The sequence below is a fragment of the Paenibacillus dokdonensis genome (genome assembly GCF_004916975.1).
Classification (GTDB): Bacteria; Bacillota; Bacilli; order Paenibacillales; family Paenibacillaceae; genus Paenibacillus_AQ; species Paenibacillus_AQ dokdonensis.
On the sequence record NZ_STGQ01000001.1, the window covers coordinates 2,558,530 to 2,581,848 of the forward strand.

Consider the following 23,319-nt stretch of genomic DNA (forward strand, 5'->3'; position numbering starts at 1 on the left):
TTCATCAATTAAATTTAAGGTGCGGAAGTTTTAATTAATCTTCCGTGCATAAAAACGGAGGAAAAAACATGTTTAGTTATTACAGTTCACTTTGTACCGAAATCTACGACTTCACAAAACCAGTAGGGTATTCTTTAGACGGTGATATTGAGTATTACCAAGAACGATTAAAAACATGCCAGGGTCGTATTCTTGAGGCAGCAGTTGGTTCAGGGCGATTTATGATTCCCTTCCTTGAGACTGGACATACTGTCGATGGAATAGATTACTCTCCTGAAATGTTGGATTCGTGTCGTAAACGTTGTAAAGAAAGAGGACTGAATCCAAACTTATATGAAGGCGAATTACAGGAATTTTCATTGCCGTTTAAATATGAGGCGATTATTATTCCTACGGGTTCCTTTTGTTTGATTGAAAAGCGAGAAGACTCTCTAAACGCGTTAAAATGCTTTTATAAACACCTTCTTCCAGGGGGACGCTTGATTGTTGATCTTGAATTACCCCATGGTTGGAAAACAGGGGAGATTTCCACTTCAACTTTTTCTCTACCTAATGGTGATGGTATTACGATGGAAAGCAAATCGATTGAAATAGATTGGCTCAATCAATATACCGTATCCTATATAAAATATGAGAAATGGCGCCAATGAAAGTTGAGTCAAACCGAGTTGCAACGCTTTGCAATGCGTTGGTACGGGGTTGATGAATTTAAAATTATTTTAGAAGGTATCGGATTCACTGATATTACGTGTTCTGCTGGTTATGTTTATAACAAGCAACCATCTAACGCAGGTCAAATAATTACTTTTGAAGCTGTTCGAAAGTAATCACCCATGATAAGAGATCAATAAACGTAAAAGAACTCGGTCCAATTATGACCGAGTTCTTTTTATTTTGGAAACATTCATAACCATTGCGATCAAGAGACTGTTACATCATATTTTTTAAGAACTTATTTATTTCAGAATAAAATAGAGCATATATAATGTGTCACATTATATATGTCTAATGACACAAATCCGACCCCATTACAAAAGTAAGTACATTGTGGAGGAAAGAACATAATCAACCCGAGCGTGATTAAGCTAACGGGCAGATATTGCCGCTGTTTTATTTTAAAATTATTTTACGGTGCATGTGAGAAGAAACTTTGGATGATCGAGATCAAGGACGTAAAACTCAGGGGTGGAAACGGAAATCGTCTCCTCCCGCTGTATTGAATATCTTTAGCTGGTCTCGAATGCTTCCGGTACTGGTAATCTGTACAAAGCTTTAATATCTTGAAGCGGAGGAAGACCGAAGTGCCTGCGGTATTCCCGGCTGAATTGAGCTGGGCTCTCGTATCCGACTTCCAATGCGGCGGCCGTTGCGTTAGCAGAGCCATTCAACATGAGGCGTCTCGCTTCCTGAAGGCGGAGTTGCTTCTGATATTGCAGGGGAGCCATCGTCGTGACAGCTTTAAATTTGTGATGAAGTCCGGAGACGCTCATGTTGGACGATTTCGCAACTTCATCGATTGTAAAAGTTCTGTTGTAATTCTCCTTAATCCACTCAATAGCTCTACCGATCCCTTCGTTCTGCTGTTCCATGAAGATTCGTTGGACAAACAAATGCCCGTAATCTCCCGTAAGCAAGCGGAAAATCATTTCGCGTTTGAGCAGCAAGGACAGAAAGCGAATTTCCGCCTCGGGCTTGCCTCGCAATTCCAACAACCGTATGAATAGGAGCTGCAAGTTCTCGTCGGATTGGCCTACATAAGCTCCGCGCCCTATTTTTCGGTTGGGCGGTTTCATATTGATCCCGGCTTCCGACATGACAGAGGCAATTTCATCCGCTGTTATTTCGATACGTAAGCCGATATAAGGCGATTGTCGTGTAGCGCTGACGACTTGACCGGAGGCCGGAATATCGAACAAAGAGACCAAATAGTCGCCGGCACCATAATAGATCATATCCTGACCGAGATGGAGCTTCTTGGAACCCTGTAGAATCAGGCAAAAAGAAGGTGTGAGAACGCCGGGCATCATCGCAGTCGGCCGGTTGCGTCGTATGAGTGAAAAAAAGGGGACATCCGTCTCCGTCCGCCCCTCCGCAAGATGAAAAATGTCCACCATCTCTAATAATTGATCCAAATTGGTCTGCATAGAAGCTCCCCCGTTCTTATTTTCACACTCCTAGTATATACCCTCCCACGAAGAGTAACAAACCGTTTATCTAATCATAAAAATTCTACATTTGCAGCATTGAGCAATTTTTATGCAGGAACGAGCTATTTCGCGAAAGCGATTCATGACATAATGCCGTTAGAACAATGAAAGGGAGGTTATTCTCTTGAATGAACATTCGAAACGAATCATACTGGTGATGATCGTAGCTACTCAACTGATAATGGTGCTCGACGGTTCCATCCTGATTACCGCGATTCCTGAAATCGGTCGCAATCTCCAATTATCTACGGCTGTATTGACTTGGGTACAGAACGCTTATATTTTGGCGTTCGGAGGTTTCTTGTTATTAGGCGCTCGAGCCGGGGACATTTTTGGAAGAAGAAGAACATTCAGCGCGGGGATCGCCTTGTTCTCACTGGCATCGATGCTGGCAGGCTTGGCGCCGTCTGCTTCGTTTCTGCTTGCCGCCCGCACTTTACAAGGATTGGCAGCAGCGATGACGACGCCGTCGGCGCTCGCCTTACTGTCCGTTACTTTCTCGGAAGCCCGTGAGCGGTCGAAGGCGATCGCTGTTTACAGCGCTGTATCAGGAGCCGGAGGAAGCGTCGGTCTGATCATTGGCGGATTGCTTACCGACGTGATTTCTTGGCGCGCCGGGATGTTCCTTAATGTGCCGATCGGCATCGTTCTGCTCATTATGGCGCCCCGATATATGCAGGAGACAGATAAGAAGAAGGGTCATCTGGATATCATGGGAGCTATGACATCGGTAATCGGCATGACGGCGCTGGCATTCGGCTTCGTTCAAGCCGCTTCCGTCGGATGGGGAGCGCCGGAAGCATGGGGCTCGATTGCTATTGGAGGAGTTTCGCTAGCGGCTTTCGTGAAGACCGAAGCTTGGGCGAAAGAGCCGATTACTCCTCTTCGTTTATTCGCGAGCAGAACGCGATCCGGGGCTTACTTGGGAAGGCTGTTGCTTTTGTGCGGAAACTTTCCGATCTTTTTCTTCGTCCCGCAATTTCTGCAGAACGTCCTGCATTTTAGTTCATTGGAAGCCGGACTTGGGATTATGCCGTTCACGGCCGTTCAGTTCGGGATGATGTATGTCATGCCTTCGCTCGTATCTCGATTCGGAAACGTTAAAGTACTGATTTTCGGATTGGTAATCGCGATCGCCGGAACAAGCTGGCTGAGTCTCATTTCGGCAAATTCGAGCTTTTTCCCTAATTTGTTTTTCCCGTTGGTGATCATGGGGGGCGGTGCCGGGATGATCTTCCAACCGTTCACGACATTAGGGTTGTCCAGTGTGGAGACCAAGGATGCAGGAGCGGCGTCAGGGCTCGTCAATGTCGCTCATCAGACCGGATCTTCGCTCGGACTCGCGGTTATGATCACCGTCTTCGAGGCGGCGAGCAGATCGGCAGTTCCTTCCGATACGTCTTTTGCCCATGCGATCTCCGTATCGATTGGGGGCTCCGTCATTTTCCTGGCGGCTTCACTCGCTACAGTCTTGACCTTGCTGCTGCCGGCAGATAGAGCGAAACGCACCGTCGTGCAGATGGAGCCAAGGCGTTTGTCTCCAGGGGACAAATAAGATACACTCGCAAGTAAATATCAGAACGGCAATTAAACGCAAGCGGAGAGAAATGCATTATATGACCAATCTTCCATTTTCGCGGAGGCTGCTTCTGGAGCGTGGAAGCGCCGTTCGAGAAGCTGGACGGCGCGAAGTGTGTTCAATGCTTTACCAAAGTAAGAAGAGTGGAGAACCGTATCATATATGACGCAATTTTTTTGGAGGGCACAAAAGAATTGAAATGGTCACTTCAGTAGCCCTCCCCATCGCAAGTTGGTGGGGCTTTTTGGTTAATGGGCAGTTTAGTATAGAAAACTAAAAAGGCTCACCTTTGGGAGCGTTAGTTCAATCGAATAGCGGCAGTCTAGGACTTTATTTTGGTCCAAGGGCGCCGCTTATTTTTTGTGTATATGTTATGGTTATAGGTCCTACGCCTTTCATTTTGAGCCAAATGAACAAGTGTTTTGAGCTTCCCAGTAAAGTTTTTAAGTTGGATTCCGGTTATCCTAGAATTGAACCAAGTTGGCGATACCGAAAGGAGATTGAAGTGGATACTCATGCGGATAGTAAACTTGCGCTGATCCAAATGCTTAAAGGTGGTATCACCTGCGAGCAATCGCGGAAAGAATTAAGGCGAAAACGGGTATGAAAACAAGATCAGACAAAATGATCAAGGTGCCTCGAGAGTTGCCAAACAATGCAGCCAGAAAAGTCAGCATCAAGCTGGACGGATTGTCCGTAATTGAATTTAGCTATCACACGGAAAGCAGAAAGAGATCCTATTTTCTGAAAGATCATCTGTTGCTAATCGTTCGTTCCGGAGTCTATACACTGCGGTTTGGGGATCGAACCTACACGGTTTGGAGTAATGAATTGATGTTTATTCATAAATCAATTGCAATTGAGTTCGAGAAAAAGGGTGATCCTTACTACAATTACGCAATCGACTATATGATGGTTTTTCTGAATGATAAGATCGTGGATGAATTCCTTAAATTTGCGGGGATCAAAACGATTTATCCCGTGGATGATGTTATTCCGGTAACGGTTCTTCCGGTTAACGATCGCATTAGGAGCTACATCGAGTCGTTAAAACCCTATATAGAAAAGCCCGACGAAATCAATGAAGGACTGGTTCGGATCAAGCTGATGGAACTGTTGTTTCACGTGGCAGATTCGCACGAACGGTTTTTATATCAATTGATGCAACCAATGAACAAGGAAAGAGGCAGCATTGTGAAAGTAATGGAGGAGAACATCGCCAATCCTGTTTCCCTCAACGATTTGGCCTTTTTGTCCGGAAGAAGCCTGGCGACATTTAAAAGGGACTTTCAAGCGAAATACCATACTTCCCCGCTCAAGTGGATTCGCAATCGGAGGCTGGATAAGGCCAAAGAACTGTTGGCGGAGACGAATTTAACGGTTACCGATGTCTGTTTCTCAAGCGGATTTGAGAATATTGCACATTTCTCCAAAGTGTTTAAGGAAAAATTCGGACTCCCACCCTCGAAGTATAGACAGCAGAGACAGAAGCAGTAGGAGAAGGCATAAATGATTATACTGTTGTCAGCCTTATAATAAAAGAATGAGCTAAATGAACAAACGAAATAAGCTTAACAGAAAAGAAACCCCGAAATGGTAAAACGATTTGCTAACTGGAAATTTAATATTTGAGCCAATAGCGAAAGGAATAGGTGTAAAGATATGAAAGCAATGATGTTAAGAGAAACAGGCGGACCAGACCAATTGAAATTGGAAGATGTAGAAACGCCTAATCCAGGTTCGAAAGAAGTCGTCGTCCGATTAAAGACGGCAGCTCTTAACCGACGGGATTTGATGGTCGTACACGGGCGATACCCGGGGATTAAGCTGCCTGCGATTCCGGGCTCCGATGGCGCAGGGGAAGTAGTTGCGATAGGAGATGAAGTCAACAATGTCTTAATCGGTGACGAAGTGATCATCAATCCTGGTTTGAACTGGGGCAGTGACATGAACATAAAAAGGGCAGAGTTCACAGTTCTCGGTGTTCCTACTAACGGAACCTATGCTCAATATGTGAAGGTGCCCGCGGAAAATGTCCATTCAAAACCTTCCCATTTATCTTGGGAAGAGGCGGCTGCGCTCCCGCTTGCGGGATTAACCGCCTACCGTGCTTTGGTTACGAAGGGCCAAGTGAAGAAAGGCGAAACCGTTCTGATCCCCGGTGTTGGCGGAGGCGTAGCCACTTTTCTCGTTCAGTTTGCAGCCGCACTCGATGCTGAAGTTTTCGTGACATCTAGCAAAGAAGAGAAGATCGAAAAAGCAAAAAGTTTTGGCGCAACTGGAGGCGTCAACTATACATCAGATGATTGGGTTAAGGAATTAGAGAAATTAACTGATGGGATTGATTTATCCTTCGACAGTATTGGCGGCGAAGTCTTCAACAACCTGCTGTCTCTGGGCAAAATCGGAAGCCGCATCGTAAGCTTCGGGGCTACGAGAGGACCTGTCCCGAATCTTTTCCTGCCAAATATGACCGTAAAAGAGATCTCCGTGATCGGCTCAACGATGGGAAGCCCGCAAGATTTTGCCGAGATGCTCAAGTTGGTGGAAGAACACAAGATTCGCCCTGTTTTGGATAAAACTTATTCGCTGGAAGAGGCGTCCGATGCATTGCACCGAATGGAAAAGGGGGACAACTTCGGAAAATTTGTTCTGGCCATTCCGCAAGATTAAATAAACGGACATTCAGTTTTGATGTAATTGACATCAGTCTCGATGGAGAATGAATAACGAAGAAACGGCAGTCGTGATGTAAGACGACAGGAAAATATATGCTTAATAGCCGCACAGCTGCGGCTTTTTTTGCTTTAACGATATATGTTCTTGTCAAAACCAGACAACAAGATTGCCGAAAAGGACAAGAACATGGTCCAATTACCGATTTGATGATGATCGAAACAAATCCATATATGTAGAACTAACCGGATCGTGTTAAGGCCTGGTTGCTAAAGATGGGAATGGTTGTGTTCCCCGAGCCCTTAAATTCGTATAATCCCTCCATGGCTAGGTTATAATTCTTGCCGCTGCCCGCCTTCTCGCAATTCATAGACGCCCAACCGAAAATATAAAAAACCGCAAGTACGCAGGCTAAAAAACAACTCCAAGCCCATCCGCATAGAGGAGCTTCTGATGACGATCGTACGCTGGAACAATTGAAACAAATTCTTGAACCCAAGTGTCGCAAGTAATTGAACACAAAACGGAAACGCCTTGGTAGAAGGAGCAGCACAGGTGCCGGAAATGGCGCCTGTGTTCAATTTTTAAGATATTCTTTCATATACGTCATTCGAAATGCATTGTGCTCATTCTGTTCAAACAGGATATCGTGGATTTCTTAAGCAGTTTATTTCGGCAGGCTTGGTATTGCGGAATATGATACAGTTGGTATATTTCTAATTATAATCTGCAACATTATCCATTAGAATTGCGTTTAAGTTTTGACTACAGAATTGAGCTAGGGTCCAAAGTATAATAGAACCATGGGAGTAATCATCTATGAAAAAAACAAAAATCGCACTATCACTTTCCTTTGTGTGTAGCTTACTAATCGGTAATCCAGCGGTAAGCCTCGCCAATAATTTTTCGAATACGGTTGACAATGGAAAAATTGAAAATGGACGATTGCTTATTCCACTACGTGCTGTTTCAGAGAGATTCAATTCAGAAGTGACTTGGAACCAGGCAAAAAAAAGCATTACGATTATTCGTGGCAAACGAGAGCTGTTGCTGCTTGTTAATTCTCGTACCGCTTTATTAAATAACGCTGTTCTCAGCCTTGATGTGCCAGCAAGAATTGATAATGGAACAACCTATGTTCCAGCACGTGCTTTTGCTGAAGCCTTTGGTGGTACAGCGCTATGGTCCGAACAAGGACGAAAAGCAACCATTACGATCGGTTTGCAACAGGTCTTTATCCATACAGAGCCGCTCAAGCCTTGGAGAATGAGTCAGGAGAGAATAAACGAACTTAATGCAAAGATTAATGAAGCCACTGATCTCTCAAGCTTTTCGCAAATTCGAACATATTTCAGACCTTATTTCACGGACTCATTTATAAACAAGATTACTTACAGTAATGGCATTAAAAATAACGCTATACTAACAAAAACAGCCGATATTACCTACAGCAGCACTACAGCGGCGAGAATGCACCAATCTGCTTACTTTAAAAGTGGTCCTAACAATCTCGAGCTCGTTGATCGCTATGTATTCTATAAGTTTGTTGATAACCAATGGAAGATAGACGATGTGAATGTGGGCAGACAAATTATTGAACCATAATACGGATTAGCAGTTCATTAAGAGGCTGTATCGAGATACCATTTTTAATGGGTCAAGAGAGGATGGTTTCCAAGTAATGATGAACTGTGGCTAACAGGAAAGAAATAATTTAGAACTCGCTGGCAGCCACTACTATCTAAGCCGCTGAACATTTAAATGTTCAACAGCGGTTCAAGCACATCTCTCGCAGGGAACAATTGAAAGTTCTTCGGCTGGTACTTCAATATAAGCGTACAATCGTGTCAGACAAAAGAGACATGATTCATAAACTCTTGAACAACAAGCTCTGATATAATAGCAGATAGCAGGCATCTATTCTCTAGGAGGTGAGGCTATTGAAAACAATCGGGGTAGGATTCTTACATGCATGGCTCTATGCAAAGCCAGTGAAGGATATGGCAATGCTTTGCATAGAGTTTAGGAACAATCACATTGCCAACAACGAATCGTAATATTTTTCTAACTGGCTTTGCACCTTATTGATTTATTAAATAAGGAGTGAGGCACGTGAAATATTCAAAAGCCGAGTTTATTTTTCCAGAAGAATTGCTTCGTATCATTCAAGAATACGTTCAAGGCGAATTGGTTTATATCCCAAAACCCAAAGCGGCACACTTAAAATGGGGCGAGAAAACACGCAGCAAGGGTGTGGTCTCTGCTCGAAACGCCGAGATTCAATCCCTATTTCGCAATGGAGTCAGCATAAGGGAGTTGGCGGATCGGTATTTCTTGTCCTGCGAAAGCATAAAGAAAATTATTTATAAAAAGAACTAATGAAATCCGCTAAATCGTCATATCGACGGTTTAGCGGATTTTGTGCAAAGATGAATTAAATCAACTTATACATAGCAACCGCATCTCTAAATCGGTAGACTCTAGTTGAGGTTGTTGTAATGAAGGACGGCCGACTCGTACGAAGGAGTGTAACGAATGAACGAAATCATAAAGAAGAAGCTGCTGGACAAAAATGAACAGCTGATCAACATGGTGATCGAACGCGCAAGAAGAGATTTTCTAGACGATATCGCAATTATTGGGCTTACTGGTTCGTTTAGCACCGGGGACTTTCACGAGAAGAGCGATCTTGATTTAATTATTATTAATAATACAGAAAGGGGATGGGGAATATCCGATTGCTTCATCTTAGATGACGTTGGATATGACATCTATTGCACGCCATGGGATACAAGAATACACGAGCAATCCACCTTAGAGAGTCCCAACGTATCGAGCCTAACCGAGCTCAAAATTCTCTATTATGCAAAGCCTGAGGATTTGGAGAAATTGAACGACTTCAGGCAAAAAGCTCTTGATGCGCTTGCGGATCCGATAGGAGAAGCGTGTCTTAATCGAGCAAAAAAATGGATCGATCTGGCTAAGCAAGCATACAGCGATACGATGCTGGGTGATAATATCGGTTCAGTGCGACATGCATCTGCCGACGTTCTGTACAATCTGGTCAATGCCTTGGTCAGCATGAATAACACGTGCATCAAACGAGGAATCAAGCGATATTCGGAAGAAATATGCTCGTATCGCTATGTTCCGGATGATCTCGAATCCTTATACATGTCAATCATCAAAGCTCATAACATTGAAGATATCCGAATTGCATCTTTTAATATGTTGAATAGCATTATGAGGTTACATAGCAAGATGTGTGATAGCTTCATTGTTAAACCTGCTCCGACTTTTGATAATCTGAGAGGAACTTACGAAGAATTGTGGTGCAATTGTCGCAATAAAATCTTGAACAGTGTTAAAACGAACGATGCCTCCTATGCCTTTCTTTCGGCTTTTGGAGCACAAGGATATCTTGATGAAATGGCTGCGGAGAAAGGAACTAAGAAATTTGATCTCATGCAGTACTTTGATGCAAATGATTTACCAGTAATGGAAGAGAAGTTCCTTGAAATGATGGATGAATATGTAGTCGAATATGGTAAGGTCGGCAGAGAAGTCGAACGTTTTACAACCTTCGATCAATTATATGCCCATTATATTAATCATTGATCTTATATCCCAGTTCGTAATAAGTCCGCGGAAACGTGACTGTTGACAATCTATCAAATAAAATAGGATTTTTGAAGGGCTGTGTAGTTTCTATACGGTCTTTTTCATTTGGAGGTTTTCGCTATGATGGGTACACGGGTTACCCTTTGGCGGAACGATTGAAGTGTTTGAACGAGCAAAAAGGCGGAAGCATTACGCTAACAGGAAGGATAGTTTAAAAGTTTTCGCGAATACCCTCATATGGAGTTATTTACGAAGCTCGTGAATAAAACGTTAGGTGAATTCATGAAAAAATATACAAAGACCTTGAAAATTATCAATTAAATTAACATGGAAAATTCAATAATGGGTTTAATTTAATATATGATAAGGGTGAAGAGAGTGAAAAAGACTAAATTAATTATGTTTGAGGGTATACCAGGTTCAGGCAAAACAACCACATCCCAATTACTATATACATATCTTAAAGAAGTTGGCGTAAATACAGAAGTTTATATTGAAGGTAGTGAACATCCAATTGATTTGCCTTTTTATGCTTATCTTACGAAGAATGAATACAACGATTTACTAATAAGATTTCCTCAACAAGCAGAATGGATTCGATTAAACTCTATTATAGAATATGATTATATCTTAACACCTTATAAAGTACCTGAGCCGAAACCATGGAGTGATGAATTAGCCGAATATTTATCTTTTAAAGAATTTTGTTATTCAAATAAGGCCATTGTCCCATTTTATACATATAAGAAGATATTTTATACACGTTTTGAACAATGTGTTACAAGAATGTCTAACAAGGACACAGTAACTATTTTCGAGAGTGTCTTATTTCAGCACCAGATTCATGATATCAATAGATTGTATCCTCAAATCACAGAAGATGAAATCATCGAATACATAAGAAATCTTGCAGTTATAATTAGCCCATTAAATCCAGTTTTATTTTATATGTCGCAGAATAGTGTTGAAGAATCATTGAAACATACGGCTATTATTCGCTCAAAACCAAAATGGTCAATTCCTGAAACAGTCGAATACTACATAAAACGCAAAAATTTAGAACTGAGCACGGCTAAGTCGCTACCTTTTCGTTCGTATATTTTGAATAATACAGATAGAGATTGGAATAAGATGTTTGATAGTATAAAGAGCACTCTTGATTGCGAATTCAAAGATGTCATGAACCCCGTATAACACTGTATCTACGCTACGGACTACGCCCTTGGTTCGCAAGAAGAGTATGCAGAGAAGTCGATTCAACGAACACCCCTGCGAGGCTAAGTCCGTTGGACCCGGCGCTGAGCGCCTTAAGCCTCTCGGTTTCATAGATACAAAACGTTATATGACATACTTGCTAGATAAAACCTGTTCTTACAACACATGTAATATACCCATAATTATGAGTTAAAAAAGTGCTATTTCAGTTACATGGAGGGGAAAATATGCTATACGGACAACGAGTAACAATAAGGCCGGTTGTTGAAGAAGATTGGATACAGCGATTTGAATGGCTATCCGATTCTGCAGTTAACCGAACGTTACCATCGGGAAGTGGTATGCCGATAACACCGGGTGTGGTCAAAGAGCGTGTACTGAGGTACGCACAAACAGATCTATCAGCTGTCTATTTTACTATTATAAAAGAAGATGGTATCCCGATTGGCAACACCCAATTGTTTAATATCCATCCTTGGTCCAAGCATTCTGAATTTGGTATTTGGATTGGGGACAAAAGGGTATGGGGACAAGGTTATGCTACAGAAGCGACAAGTGTTGTTCTAAAATTTGCATTTGAGCGTTTAAATCTTCATAAAGTGTATTTGACGGTAGATGCTGATAATCCTGGTGCTATTCGGAGTTATGAAAAGTCGGGTTTCAAGAAGGATGGCATACAAAGAGACGAAGTCTATAAAAATGGTCAATATGTCGATCGTATAATGATGAGTATCTTGAAGCATGAATATTTAAATATATCTAACTCATCTAATTAGCATGTGTGTAGGAATCATTTTATTTTGTAGTGATTCAGGAAGGCAAGTACATCATATAACAATATGTTAACGCATCAGCGGAAAAGCCGCCTCGGTCGCTAGAAGATTAAGCAAGGAAGCTAACTCAGGCGACACATCCATTCACCCAACCGCATCGCGGCCAGCCGAATGCACAAGTCGTGCGTCGAGCAGTTTAGGGTGAATGGACGTCGTGAATACAAGAACGTTATTAGAAATAGCCGCAAAGAAATAAAAAAAAATTTCAATTTACTTTGGAGGTAAGTCGAGATGGAGAGCAAAAAAATTGATAATAAAGAATTCCCGATATTGGAATTTGATGAATCGCGAGTTGCAATAATTGAGGCAACTAATTTTATCAAGCCAAAAGAAGAATTTGAATACTGTGTAATAACATTTTTTAGAGATGTAATTGAAAAAATGCAAACGGAAGGAAAATTGAAAGAAGTTGCATGCCTACATTGCGAGACTGTAGATTTGCCAATATATGAAACATATTATCAAGGAAAAAAAGTACATATTACTGTGGGGTATTTGGGAGCAGCAGGTTCAGCAGGATTCTTAGAAGAACTGATAGCCTATGGTTTTCAGAAATTTATAGTTTGTGGTGGTGCAGGTGTATTAAAAAAAGACATTGCTGTTGGACATGTAATAGTGGATCGTCTACACTTAGTTGGACAGAAAAAATAAGGGCTTGTAGAATAAACCTATCATCATTAAGGAGCGGAACTCTACAATGCCAAAACAAGAACGACGTACCTTTACCTCAGCATTCAAAAAGCAACTGGTGGAACTCTATGAAAATGGGAAATCCAGAGCAGCCATTGTGGAGGAATATGATCTCACAGCCTCTGCTTTAGACCGCTGGATCAAACAAGCTCAGACAACGGGCTCCTTCAAGGAGAAGGACAATCGCTCGTCAGAAGAAAACGAGTTAATTGCATTACGAAAAGAGAACCAACGTCTGAAAATGGAGGTGGATATTTTAAAGCAAGCCGCGCTGATCATGGGACGAAAGTAGCTATCATCCAGAACAACCTCGATAAATACTCGGTATCAGCAATGTGCGACGTCCTGCAAATCGCAAGAAGTACGTTTTACTATGACGCGAAAGAACAACCGAACGAAGACGATATAACCGAAGCGATTCTTGAGATATTCCACAACAATCGAAAAGCTTACGGTACACGAAAGATCAAGGTCAAGCTCCAAGAACGCGGATTCGTCGTTTCCAGACGTAGAATTGGGCGGATTATGAAAGAGCAAGGGCTAGTTTCCACCTACACTGTGGCTCAATATAAGCCCCATAAAACCGCTTCTAATGAAGCAACGACAGGGAATGTTCTGGACCGTGAGTTCGAGCAGGAGGAAGCAAAGCGCTTCGTTGTCAGCGATCTGACTTATGTGAAGGTTCAGAACCGATGGCATTACATATGTGTGCTGCTCGACTTGTTCAATCGAGAGATCATTGGCCATAGTGCAGGTACGAATAAAGACGCTGCTCTGATTTCCCGCGCTTTTGCGAACGTCCAGGGAGATTTACGTCAGATTCAGTGGTTTCATACGGACCGCGGCAGCGAGTTTAAAAATCAAAAGATAGACGAGCTTCTGGGGACGTTTGAGATCGGCAGATCTCTAAGTGCGAAAGGCTGTCCATACGATAACGCTGTAGCCGAAGCTACCTACAAAATCATGAAAACAGAGTTCGTGAACCAGATGAACTTCCAAAGTCTTCGTCATCTGGAACTGGAATTATACGATTACGTTAATTGGTTCAACAAGCATCGTATTCATGGGACATTAGGTTATATGACTCCTGTTCAGTATCGCCAAGAAGCCCTTAAAAAAGTTGTCTGATTTACTGTTGACAATCCATAGTACCAGTTTCTGCAGTGAGAGATGAAGGAGTATCATACCATTACATTAAGCCATCAAGAGAAATTGAATGTAACCTAGAGGTATTAAAAATCATAGAGGACGATTTTAATATACATAATATCGGATATATAAAGGCAAAAACTTGGACGACAGATTCTTTTTATAGAGAAACGAAAGAAAAGGTTGAGTTGCGGAAAGCAGAAGGGTGTGTAACTGTAGAAATGGAAGCAGCAGCATTTATGGCTGTTTCACAATTTAGAAATGTAAAATTAGGTATTATCTTGTATGGCGGTGATGATTTAAGTGGTGTCGAATGGGATAGTCGAAGTTGGAATAGCAGATCAGAAATAAGAATAAACCTTGTTCAAATATCAATGCGGATATGCAGTTCTTTATAACTGGAATAGATATAATCCATTTATTAATGCATTTATAAAAAGGGAAATACTAAATAGACAACCAAGTGTTAAATGTAAATATGACAACATAAATAAATTATGCGAAATCGAAGAAGGCGGCTACAACATATAACACCGTATTCTCACTGCGGCCCAAAAGGGGCCTTGGTTGCCAGAGGCATTTCGGGGAAGTGGATTCAGGCAAAGCACATGATTATCGTGAAAACATTGATTATTCTCATGATAAAATTAATAATGTATACATAGCTTATCAAGGAGGCGGTTCAATTGGTAACCATGAATATTCGGACAGAAACTAGAAGGATAGCGCCTACTCGTCCATAAACTGCGTGTTTCTTTCTTGATGAGGGCAACCAGTACACATGCAAGAATATCAAATTATAAGAATGAATGATTTTTCAAATGATCAGATCAATCAAATCAGAATGCTAGAACAGTTATGCAGGATATACGATAAGTCAAGTTTGAGGGTGGGGATCGAAAGCCTTAAAGAGATAGATGGAGATCAGGCTTTTCTTTGCCAACACGAAGATCAGTTAATCGGTTTTCTAAGTTGGTATTCATCAGATGGGATTGAAGCTAATATTAATAGTATGGTTCATCCGCAATCCCGCCGTTCAGGTGTTTTTCGGGGATTACTTAAAAGGGCAACGTCGGAGATGCAAATGCATGGCATCCTTACTTGCCGTTTCAGAATTCCATCAAACTCTGAGTCAGGTATTGATTGTATAAGACATTTAGGGGCTAGCTTTAGTTCATCTGAATTCTCTATGACCTTCAAGGGCGTAGAAGATACAAAATTATGTTTCGGAGACGTTAATTTGCGATTGGCTGTAGAACAGGATATAGAGTTTTTGATTAAGTGTTTATCTCAGGCTTTTGGAGATTCAGAGTCTTGGACTAGGAAGTATTTGAGCCATACTAAAGAGTCTTCACGTATTACTTATATTGCTATGGACGGTCTGACACCAGTAGGGATGATTAGAGTTAATTGTCTTCATACGAATACTGCCATTATCCATGATTTTTGTGTGCTTCCCGCATTTCAGGGGAGAGGATATGGCCGTGAAATTCTTTCGAGGGTAGTTAAGCTTTTGCTAAGCCAAGGGTACCCTCAAATCCGCTTGAGTGTAGTTACTCAAAATAGACGTGCATTAAGTCTTTATCAGTCAATAGGATTTGATGTTTCTGCCGAATCTCTTTATTATGTGATCCCTATTAATAACATTTAGTTGATTAAGATAAGGAAAAGAACTAGTTACAAAGTAAAAGATATTGTTGGTATCAAAGAAGACGCTGAAATCCTATAACATAGTATTCACGCTGCAGGGCTATCACCCTTTGGATGCAGATGCTAATCATGGAAGGAAGCTCAGACAACAAACGACCCAGCCTAAGATAAGAGCTATCTAAGGCTGGGTCATTTCGTGAATACAAGAATGTATCGGAAATATCACAAATCATTTTAAAATTATAGAATCAGGTGAATTACATGTTGAAACCAATTAACGAATTTCCAAAAGACAAAAAAATAGCCAGTATTCATAGTGTTGCTATTACAGAAGATGGTCTAGTTATTATGGCTTGGGATAAAAACGAAAAAGGCTTAACAACCATTGGGGGAAGGATAGAGAATAATGAAGATATTCATACTGCACTAGATCGAGAGACAGTTGAAGAAGCAGGTATTATTTTGGAGTCAGTTAGAATACCCTTTGCTTGTTGGTATTGGGAAAATACCGATATATACACTGTTTTTGTGGTCGCTAGAGTAAGTAAATATGTGCCGTTACCAGATGGGTTTGAAACCACGGGTAGAGTAGTTATGAATTTTGAAACTGCAAGACAAGTCGTAACTAGACTAGAAGGAAACGGTCTAAGAACTGACGTACTTAAATTAGCAGAAGAAGCTTATTTAAAAGGAGCTACTACTGATTTGGGAAATAAAAAGTTACTATACCGATTAAAAGATAATCAGGAAAACCGATTTTTATATCCTAACTTAATGAATGATAGATTCAGAATAATTGGTAATCATGTACTCATTAAAGATAATTATGAAGATGAACTAATACAAATTGAATCACTAGGGCCCGCTTATAGTGGTGGTCACATCTATGTTTCAAGAAATGACATTCAAAAATTAAAAAATTCTGTAGGTTAATTTCAAGATGATTTTACTAACGTAGGGGCTGACTCAACACAGCCGGCTCAGACTAATTTAGCTACTTTGTATTTGGGCATAATCAAATTTTGATGTTAGTTCGTTCTATCTGAGATTCTATTACATCATATAGAGCAAGTTTATAGTTTATTTTATCCAAGTTAAAATATAGTTCCCTTATGCTTTTCTCAATTTCTTTTTTATGATGGAGCATCATCATTTTTCGTTCCGAAATCGTCGAATCCCCTTCTTTATACAAGTATACATACTTCTGAATTTGAGCAATCGGCATTCCTGTTGCTCTAAGCGCAGTAACAAAGTGAATCCAGCTTAAATCATCTTCGTCATATAACCGCTTCCCATTTTCATTTCTCTTCACATGTGGAAGTAGCCCCTCCTTTTCGTAATATCGAAGTGTGGGAGCCGCTATTCCTGTCAATTCAGTAACTTTCCTTATAGTCAACATAAATAAAACTCATCGCCTCCTATTAAAGTGAACTTTAATTGATTTTTATGGCATATCTAATTAAAAAATCCAAATTTACGCTATAAAAGAAGAGAAAGAGATAATTAAATCAATATTTCACTGTTTAATTATACACTTTTTTTTCAAAGAAAAAGTCTTGACTTAAAGTGAACTTTATAATCTATGATAACAATGTAATTAAAAATGAGCTCTGGAAGGATGAAGTTACAATGAAAAATATCTCAATCGTCACAGGTGGTAGCCGTGGACTTGGTCGCAATACTGCCATCAGTATTGCGCGTCATGGCGATGATGTCATCTTGACCTATCGTAGCCAAGCAGAAGAAGCAAAGTCTGTTGTTGCTGAGATCGAATCTCTGGGTCGTAAAGCAGTGGCATTACAACTTGATGTTGAAAATATTGCTAGCTTTACGGCCTTTGTTGATACAGTTCGTTCGACCCTGCGGTCTACTTGGGATAGTGCCACTTTCAATCATTTGGTGAATAATGCCGGCCACGGAGAAATGATAGACTATGCCGAAACTACAGAAGCTCAGTTCGATGGCCTGTTCAATGTGCATGTCAAAGGCGTATTTTTCTTGACTCAGGCACTTCTGCCACTTCTTGCAGATGGTGGTCGAATTGTGAACTTCTCATCGGGACTCACTCGCGTTTCTTTTCCTGGATTCTCCGCCTATTCTGCCGCAAAAGGCGCGGTCGAAATTCTAACCATCTATTTGGCCAAAGAACTTGGTCACCGAGGTATTACCGCTAATACCATTGCACCTGGAGCAATCGAAACCGATTTTCTAGGAGGTTCTGTACGTGACATACCTGCTTACAATGACACGTTTGCCTCGATGACTGCCCTTGGTCGAGTTGGCGTACCCGAGGACATTGGTCCTGTAGTCGCCAACCTACTTGGATCCGATAATCGCTGGGTTAATGCGCAAAGAATCGAAGTCTCGGGTGGTCAGAACATCTAATCTTAATAACAGCAGCAAAGACAAAGTTCTTGTCCATTTTGGCAATCAGGACAAGAACTTGTACCGATTGCCGGAATGGACAAAAACATAGTCCGATTACCGATTAGATGCATATCTAAACGTTGAGGTCATGCCAATTAAACCCTCATTAAGTACCATAATACATGAAAATGTTCATATTGTTATGGGACAAATGACACGACGAAAAAGGTAAACACGGGTTATTAGGTATTAAAAAAATGAAATATTGGTCTATTTTTTACTTTAGAGTTGTTGGTTTAGTCAATAATCAATTTATTCTCGAAAGCTAAAACAGGCTGGGAGTTTACTACTATGTTGCTAATAGGATAATTTTTTATTTTGTCAAGAGCCTTCTAAAAAAGGAAATGAAATAAACGATTTGATCAATGTTAAACTAACGGGAAACATTGGCTAAAAAATAAACACAGCAACCGGCGAAAATGTTCGGCTGCCGTCGTTACGTTAACGTAGTTAACGTTAATAAAAAAATAAAACCGGCACAATTAGGTACTGGTTCGTAATGTCCATATGTAATAAAAATGACATTTATAAAGATGCCACGGATACTAGATCTTGACGTGATCATTATCAAGAATTACAAGAATATCGTCCCTATTCACGTCCTTAGCTAAAGACATTTTTTCAAATATTGACCAGGGAGTTTCATAGTCATGTATCCATTCTTTCCTCCAAATTGCTTTCATTGAATCGCCCTCTTTCCAATTAAACAAGGGCCCTCCACGATTAGGTTAAACAAGACTTTAGCTTCTTTCTCTAATCTTTCCTTTTTATTGTTAAATCAGCAGCGGCAGCCAATCGGTTGCCTTACTTGCATTTAAATGATGAATTTCGTCCCATTCCCCCATGGTCCCATTTAATGCTGTTATTTTAGGAGCTTATTATTTTATAAGCACAAGTCCAAGTGCTATGAAGAACAGTTAAAATGTATCCCTGAAAAATAGGCTTGCCCCACTCCATACTTCTTGGGTAGGAACTATAATCCATCATGACAGTAAAAAGATACAATGGGAACCATGGTTGTTCGCTCCAACAACGTGACCATCAAGAATCTCAAGGGATTCCAGGATCTATACAAAATCGAGAATGACGTTATCTGACATCAATGAGAGCCAGGATGGCTAATGGTGTGATATTTGCTGATGTTTATGTTGGAGGCAAGCTTGCCACAAACCTGAACGACTTGAATGCGACCGCTAATAGTAATGTAAATGGCATCCTCTTTGCCAATTCCAAGCCGTCGCGGGAACCAGACGACCACGTCCCTGATTTCCGCTAATAGCTGTGGTTTATGGACGGATTATTATGCGTATGCCCATCACCAATGCAAACGCAGGAATGGTCATCAGGTTGAAGGATGCAAACCATTATTATATGTATCGCACCAATTCATCGAATCACAAGCTGGAGTTGTACAAGACCGTGGACATCGTCATGACTCTCGTATCCAGCACATCTTTTGCAGCTAAGGAGAAGGAGTGCTATACGCTGAATAATGCCATCCAAGGAAACACGATACAATGTTATATGGATGGACAATTAAAAGTGAAATGGACCAATCCCCTAACGGAACTGACAGCAGGGAAAATAGGATTACGGACCACCTCCGCAGGTGCAGTTGTTGGTGATGTTTTGGTCCAGACAACGTAAATTTTATAGGGATCATACGAAGGAGCTGCTCCTACATGCCATGAATTTGGCTGAACGGGACAGCTTTGTTTTTTGCATTGTCGAATCGGGGTTTGCAATGACATAATCGATGGATAGAAATTTTTAACGGAAGGCGTGAGAGACGTGGGGTACCTTCACAGACAATCGTTTCGCAACAAACTCAAAATCGCATTTTTAGCCGTCATCCTGCTCTCCGTGCTGATGACCGGCGGCCTGTCTTATTATATTTCGGCTGCTACCCTGGAAAAGAACGCGCTGAAACTCACGCAGGATACAGTGGTCAGGTCCTCGCAGATCGTAGATGAAAAGCTGAATAAGCTGATGCTTATCATGATGACGTTCATGATAAGCCAGCCTTTTCACGACATGCTGAAGGATGCCGCCACAGGAGACGCCAGCGGTTATTACACGCATTTGAACGATCTTGACAACGTTTTCTCGCAGGCTCGGATTGCCGAGCCGCTGATACAGTCCATCTATGTGACTACACCGATTGGCGAGTTCTATCCTTCTTCCTTGAACCGTAACCGGCTTATAGCGTTCGAAGATACCTTTCTGTATGACCGGATTGAACAGGAGAAGAAGAACATTTGGGTGGAGGGTCACGAGGATATGCTCTTCTCCGGTAGGGACCGTGTCATCTCGCTGATTCTGGAGCCGATCTTTGACATCCCGGTCAGAGATGTCTATATTGTCGTAAATATCCGTGAGGACGGCTTCCGCAAGCTGGTGCAGGGAGACACAGGGACAGGGGCGTCAAGCTTTTTGCTGAACACCGAAGGTGAGTCGGTCTATCCTATGAAGGAGCCGTTGGTCCAGCAGGCGGCGAACTCGGGGTATCTGAGGGATATGATGAACCGCCCGGAAGGCAGCCAATCCTTTGAACTGAACGGCAAATCCTATTTGCTCAATTATGCTCAGCTTGGCATTGCGGATTGGACGATGACCACCATCCAGTCTCAGGCCGTCGTGCTGAAGGACATGGTTTATGTAAAATGGCTGATCGCCGGGATTGCACTGGGGGCTTTTACCGTAACAACGCTGATTTCCGGCGCGTTTACGCGCTATCTGCTAAAGCCGCTGCAAGGGCTGCTGAAGGTGATGAAGCGGGTGGAGAACAATGATTTGACTGCTCGCTTTGAGAGTGGCAGCGGAGATGAATTGGCACAGGTAGGCTTCCGTTTCAACCGGATGCTGGAGCAGATTGTAGTGTTGATTGAGGAGGTCACGGAAGCACAGACGCATAAGCGGTCCGCTGAGATCAAGGCACTATCGGCTCAGATGGACCCGCATTTTCTGTATAATACCCTGAACACGATTTACTGGAAACTGAATTTGAAACAGGTCGGGGCTTCGCAAAAAATGGTCATGTCGCTCTCACGGCTGTTCCAGCTCGGACTGAATAACGGGCAGGAAATTACGACATTATCGAAAGAATTAGAGCATGTGCGCCAATACTTGGATTTGCAGTCAAGCTGTTATGAAGGATTGTTCTCTTATGATTTCCTTGTCCGTGATCAGGAGCTGACCTCGCTTGCGATTCCGCGCATCATTCTGCAGCCGCTGGTGGAGAACAGCATACTGCATGGTTTCCGTGACCTGGAGAACGGCGGCCTGATCGAGATCGAAATTGCCGGAGACGGGGAACGCTGGACGATTGTCGTACACGATAACGGCATCGGCATGAACGAAGAGCAGGTGCACGGGCTTTTTAGGCAGGAATCGGAGAAGGGGTATGCTGTCTCCAATCTGATTCGGCGGCTCCAGCTATATTACAGCGGCAGTGCCGAATTTCAAGTGGATAGTTCGCCGGGAGGCGGAACGGAAATTCGGATTTCTTTACCTAAGAAAGGGGAGCATTCGGAATGAGCAAACATGAGCCGGTCAGTCTCTGCATTATCGACGATATCAAAAGCGTGGTGGATGGCCTGACGGCGATGAACTGGGATGAACAGGGAATTCGGGTCTCTGGCGCGTCGAGCAATGGGGAAGAGGGACTTAAGCTGATCAATGGACTAAGGCCTGATCTGGTCATTACCGATATACGGATGCCTAGAATGGACGGGCTGAGCATGCTGCGTGCGGTTCTGGAAGAAAACCGCAGCTGCAAGGTCATTTTGATCAGCGGATATGCCGATTTTGAATATGCGCAGCAGGCTGTGCAGCTGGGTGCGTTCGATTTTGTCGTAAAGCCTTTTTCTGAGGAAGACATCATGTCGACGGTGTTGCGAGCAAAGACTGAAATTATGGAAGAGAGATCCAAACGCTTAAGTCTAAGGGACATGGAGAATAAGCTGCGCGCGAGCATGCCGATACTGCGGCAGGAATACTTTACGCTGCTCGTAAGTCATCGCACTTCATGGGAAGAGGCTTCGAAGCGGTGGGATTTTCTGAATATCGAGCTGAAGCCTCACGGCTTCGTGGTAATGTTGATTGAAATCGATCGTTTTCAGGAGCAGGTAGCCGAGCAGTCCATTCGGGAGATGGAGCTGATCCGCTTCTCGTTGCTGAATATCATGCAGGAGTCACTGGCCGACTATGCGCGCAGCGTGGTTTTTCGCGCCAGTCGCGACAGGTACCTGGTCGTACTGAACGATATAGGCGGATCCGGTCCCTTTAGTCCGATCGAAATAGCCGAGCTGTGCTGCCGTAATATTGACCGGTATACCAAGTTTACGGTTTCGGTCGGGGTCGGCGGCAGAGTGGAGGAGATCAGCGAGCTGCCGGATTCCTACCGTCAGGCTCAGCGCGCGCTCACCCATCACCTGTTCACCGAAGGCAATGCGGCTATTAACTACGACGATATTTACCAGAGCGGAAGCCAGGAGCCGCTGGCTCTGGAGTACAAGGATGAGCTGCTGCTAGCTCTCCGTTCCGGAAATGTCGGCCGGACGGACGCCATTCTGACCGCGATATCGGAAACGCTGCGGAGTCTGATCTCCCGGCAAAACCCGGATTATCTCCTCAGTTTGTACGATGAGCTGGCCGCTTCAGCCATTCGCACCTTTTACGAGATGGTTCCGTATCCGGACATTCAGCCGTTGATCCAAAAATTCAGGATGGTGCAAGGGAAAGCGGGGCTGTCGCTGGCCTCTCTGCAGCGACAGCTGCGTGCTTTATGTTCAGAAGGAGCCGAATTGGTACGCCGTAACAGTTTATCCGAAGGACAGCGGGTAATTTATGAAGCCATTGACTATATCAAGGGCCGCTTGTCCCAGGATATCACCGTCGGCGAATGCGCCGCCCATGTTCATCTCAGCGCCAGCTACTTTTCGAGCCTGTTCAAGAAAGTGACAGGGATGACAGTCACCCAGTATACGACCTCAGAGCGCATTCAGAAAGCGAAGCTGCTGTTGGTGGAGGGAGCGCAGGTGCAGGAGGTGGCTGCGGCCGTAGGCTATGAGGAACGCAGATATTTCAGCGAGATGTTCAAGAAGATCACAGGCCAGACACCGTCGGAGTTCAGAGCAGGATATCACCCGGAGCGGCCGGAGGCGTAAGACGAGTATGGGCGTGCCACACAGACCATAGATTTCTATCCCTGGAGAGTGAATTTGCCTCACTCCTTTTCTCAGCACGGAGGTCTACAATAAAAAACGAGCTC

At 42.8% G+C, this 23,319-nt stretch carries 19 protein-coding genes and 1 pseudogene; 18 read left to right on the plus strand and 2 right to left on the minus strand.

The genetic code is table 11. The features are described from left to right. Window positions 1–68 precede the first annotated feature (68 nt). Window positions 69–827: pseudogene (locus tag E6W40_RS11830) on the plus strand (class I SAM-dependent methyltransferase). A 399-nt stretch (window positions 828–1,226) separates the two neighbouring features. Here the strand turns inward: E6W40_RS11830 and E6W40_RS11835 are convergent. Beyond that, a complete protein-coding gene (locus E6W40_RS11835; protein WP_136605643.1) occupies window positions 1,227–2,144 on the minus strand; it encodes an AraC family transcriptional regulator in 918 nt (305 codons plus the stop codon). A 187-nt stretch (window positions 2,145–2,331) separates the two neighbouring features. Here E6W40_RS11835 and E6W40_RS11840 point away from each other — a divergent pair, with 187 nt between their 5' ends. The 13 genes from E6W40_RS11840 to E6W40_RS11900 all read left to right on the plus strand — a co-directional run bounded on the left by E6W40_RS11840 (window position 2,332) and on the right by E6W40_RS11900 (window position 16,553). Beyond that, the gene (locus tag E6W40_RS11840; protein WP_246072972.1) at window positions 2,332–3,762 is read left to right on the plus strand and encodes an MFS transporter; all 1,431 of its coding nucleotides are present in this window, start codon (window positions 2,332–2,334) and stop codon (window positions 3,760–3,762) included. Window positions 3,763–4,389: 627 nt separating this feature from the next. Continuing rightward, window positions 4,390–5,283 carry an AraC family transcriptional regulator gene (locus tag E6W40_RS11845; RefSeq protein ID WP_136605644.1) on the plus strand — a complete coding sequence of 298 codons (894 nt, stop codon included), beginning with the start codon at window positions 4,390–4,392 and terminating at the stop codon, window positions 5,281–5,283. Between the two features lie 165 nt (window positions 5,284–5,448). Next, window positions 5,449–6,459, plus strand: coding sequence for a quinone oxidoreductase family protein (locus E6W40_RS11850; RefSeq protein ID WP_136605645.1), 1,011 nt, complete (start codon window positions 5,449–5,451; stop codon window positions 6,457–6,459). 822 nt (window positions 6,460–7,281) lie between these two features. Further along, on the plus strand, window positions 7,282–8,067 hold the full coding sequence (locus E6W40_RS11855) for a copper amine oxidase N-terminal domain-containing protein (RefSeq protein WP_136605646.1): 786 nt from the start codon (window positions 7,282–7,284) through the stop codon (window positions 8,065–8,067). Window positions 8,068–8,574: 507 nt separating this feature from the next. Further along, a complete protein-coding gene (locus tag E6W40_RS11860; protein WP_136605647.1) occupies window positions 8,575–8,841 on the plus strand; it encodes a CD3324 family protein in 267 nt (88 codons plus the stop codon). 156 nt (window positions 8,842–8,997) lie between these two features. After that, window positions 8,998–10,080, plus strand: coding sequence for a nucleotidyltransferase domain-containing protein (locus E6W40_RS11865; protein ID WP_136605648.1), 1,083 nt, complete (start codon window positions 8,998–9,000; stop codon window positions 10,078–10,080). 381 nt (window positions 10,081–10,461) lie between these two features. Further along, on the plus strand, window positions 10,462–11,277 hold the full coding sequence (locus E6W40_RS11870; RefSeq protein ID WP_136605649.1) for a P-loop NTPase family protein: 816 nt from the start codon (window positions 10,462–10,464) through the stop codon (window positions 11,275–11,277). A 248-nt stretch (window positions 11,278–11,525) separates the two neighbouring features. Beyond that, the gene (locus tag E6W40_RS11875) at window positions 11,526–12,074 is read left to right on the plus strand and encodes a GNAT family N-acetyltransferase (RefSeq protein ID WP_136605650.1); all 549 of its coding nucleotides are present in this window, start codon (window positions 11,526–11,528) and stop codon (window positions 12,072–12,074) included. A 288-nt stretch (window positions 12,075–12,362) separates the two neighbouring features. Beyond that, a complete protein-coding gene (locus E6W40_RS11880; RefSeq protein WP_136605651.1) occupies window positions 12,363–12,782 on the plus strand; it encodes a nucleoside phosphorylase-I family protein in 420 nt (139 codons plus the stop codon). Between the two features lie 46 nt (window positions 12,783–12,828). After that, a protein-coding gene (locus tag E6W40_RS11885; RefSeq protein WP_136603897.1) for an IS3 family transposase occupies window positions 12,829–13,949 on the plus strand; the annotation gives its coding sequence in 2 pieces (ribosomal slippage) (window positions 12,829–13,078 and window positions 13,078–13,949; 1,122 coding nt in all). A 17-nt stretch (window positions 13,950–13,966) separates the two neighbouring features. Next, the gene (locus E6W40_RS11890; RefSeq protein WP_136605652.1) at window positions 13,967–14,368 is read left to right on the plus strand and encodes a phosphorylase family protein; all 402 of its coding nucleotides are present in this window, start codon (window positions 13,967–13,969) and stop codon (window positions 14,366–14,368) included. A 383-nt stretch (window positions 14,369–14,751) separates the two neighbouring features. Continuing rightward, on the plus strand, window positions 14,752–15,621 hold the full coding sequence (locus tag E6W40_RS11895; RefSeq protein ID WP_136605653.1) for a GNAT family N-acetyltransferase: 870 nt from the start codon (window positions 14,752–14,754) through the stop codon (window positions 15,619–15,621). Between the two features lie 260 nt (window positions 15,622–15,881). Beyond that, window positions 15,882–16,553, plus strand: a complete 672-nt coding sequence (locus E6W40_RS11900; protein WP_136605654.1) for an NUDIX domain-containing protein — start codon at window positions 15,882–15,884, stop codon at window positions 16,551–16,553. A gap of 82 nt (window positions 16,554–16,635) precedes the next feature. Here the strand turns inward: E6W40_RS11900 and E6W40_RS11905 are convergent, their stop codons facing one another. After that, window positions 16,636–17,019: a MerR family transcriptional regulator gene (locus E6W40_RS11905; protein WP_136605655.1), complete on the minus strand. Its 384-nt coding sequence runs from the start codon at window positions 17,017–17,019 to the stop codon at window positions 16,636–16,638. Between the two features lie 230 nt (window positions 17,020–17,249). Between E6W40_RS11905 and E6W40_RS11910 the strand changes: the two genes are divergently transcribed. The 4 genes from E6W40_RS11910 (at window position 17,250) to E6W40_RS11925 (ending at window position 23,215) form a co-directional block, all read left to right on the plus strand. After that, window positions 17,250–18,005, plus strand: a complete 756-nt coding sequence (locus tag E6W40_RS11910) for an SDR family NAD(P)-dependent oxidoreductase (protein ID WP_136605656.1) — start codon at window positions 17,250–17,252, stop codon at window positions 18,003–18,005. A 1,344-nt stretch (window positions 18,006–19,349) separates the two neighbouring features. Further along, window positions 19,350–19,694 carry a hypothetical protein gene (locus E6W40_RS11915; RefSeq protein WP_136605657.1) on the plus strand — a complete coding sequence of 115 codons (345 nt, stop codon included), beginning with the start codon at window positions 19,350–19,352 and terminating at the stop codon, window positions 19,692–19,694. A gap of 144 nt (window positions 19,695–19,838) precedes the next feature. After that, window positions 19,839–21,584: a sensor histidine kinase gene (locus E6W40_RS11920; protein ID WP_136605658.1), complete on the plus strand. Its 1,746-nt coding sequence runs from the start codon at window positions 19,839–19,841 to the stop codon at window positions 21,582–21,584. Next, window positions 21,581–23,215 carry a response regulator gene (locus E6W40_RS11925; RefSeq protein WP_136605659.1) on the plus strand — a complete coding sequence of 545 codons (1,635 nt, stop codon included), beginning with the start codon at window positions 21,581–21,583 and terminating at the stop codon, window positions 23,213–23,215. Before E6W40_RS11920 ends, E6W40_RS11925 begins: the two co-directional genes overlap by 4 nt. Window positions 23,216–23,319 lie beyond the last annotated feature (104 nt).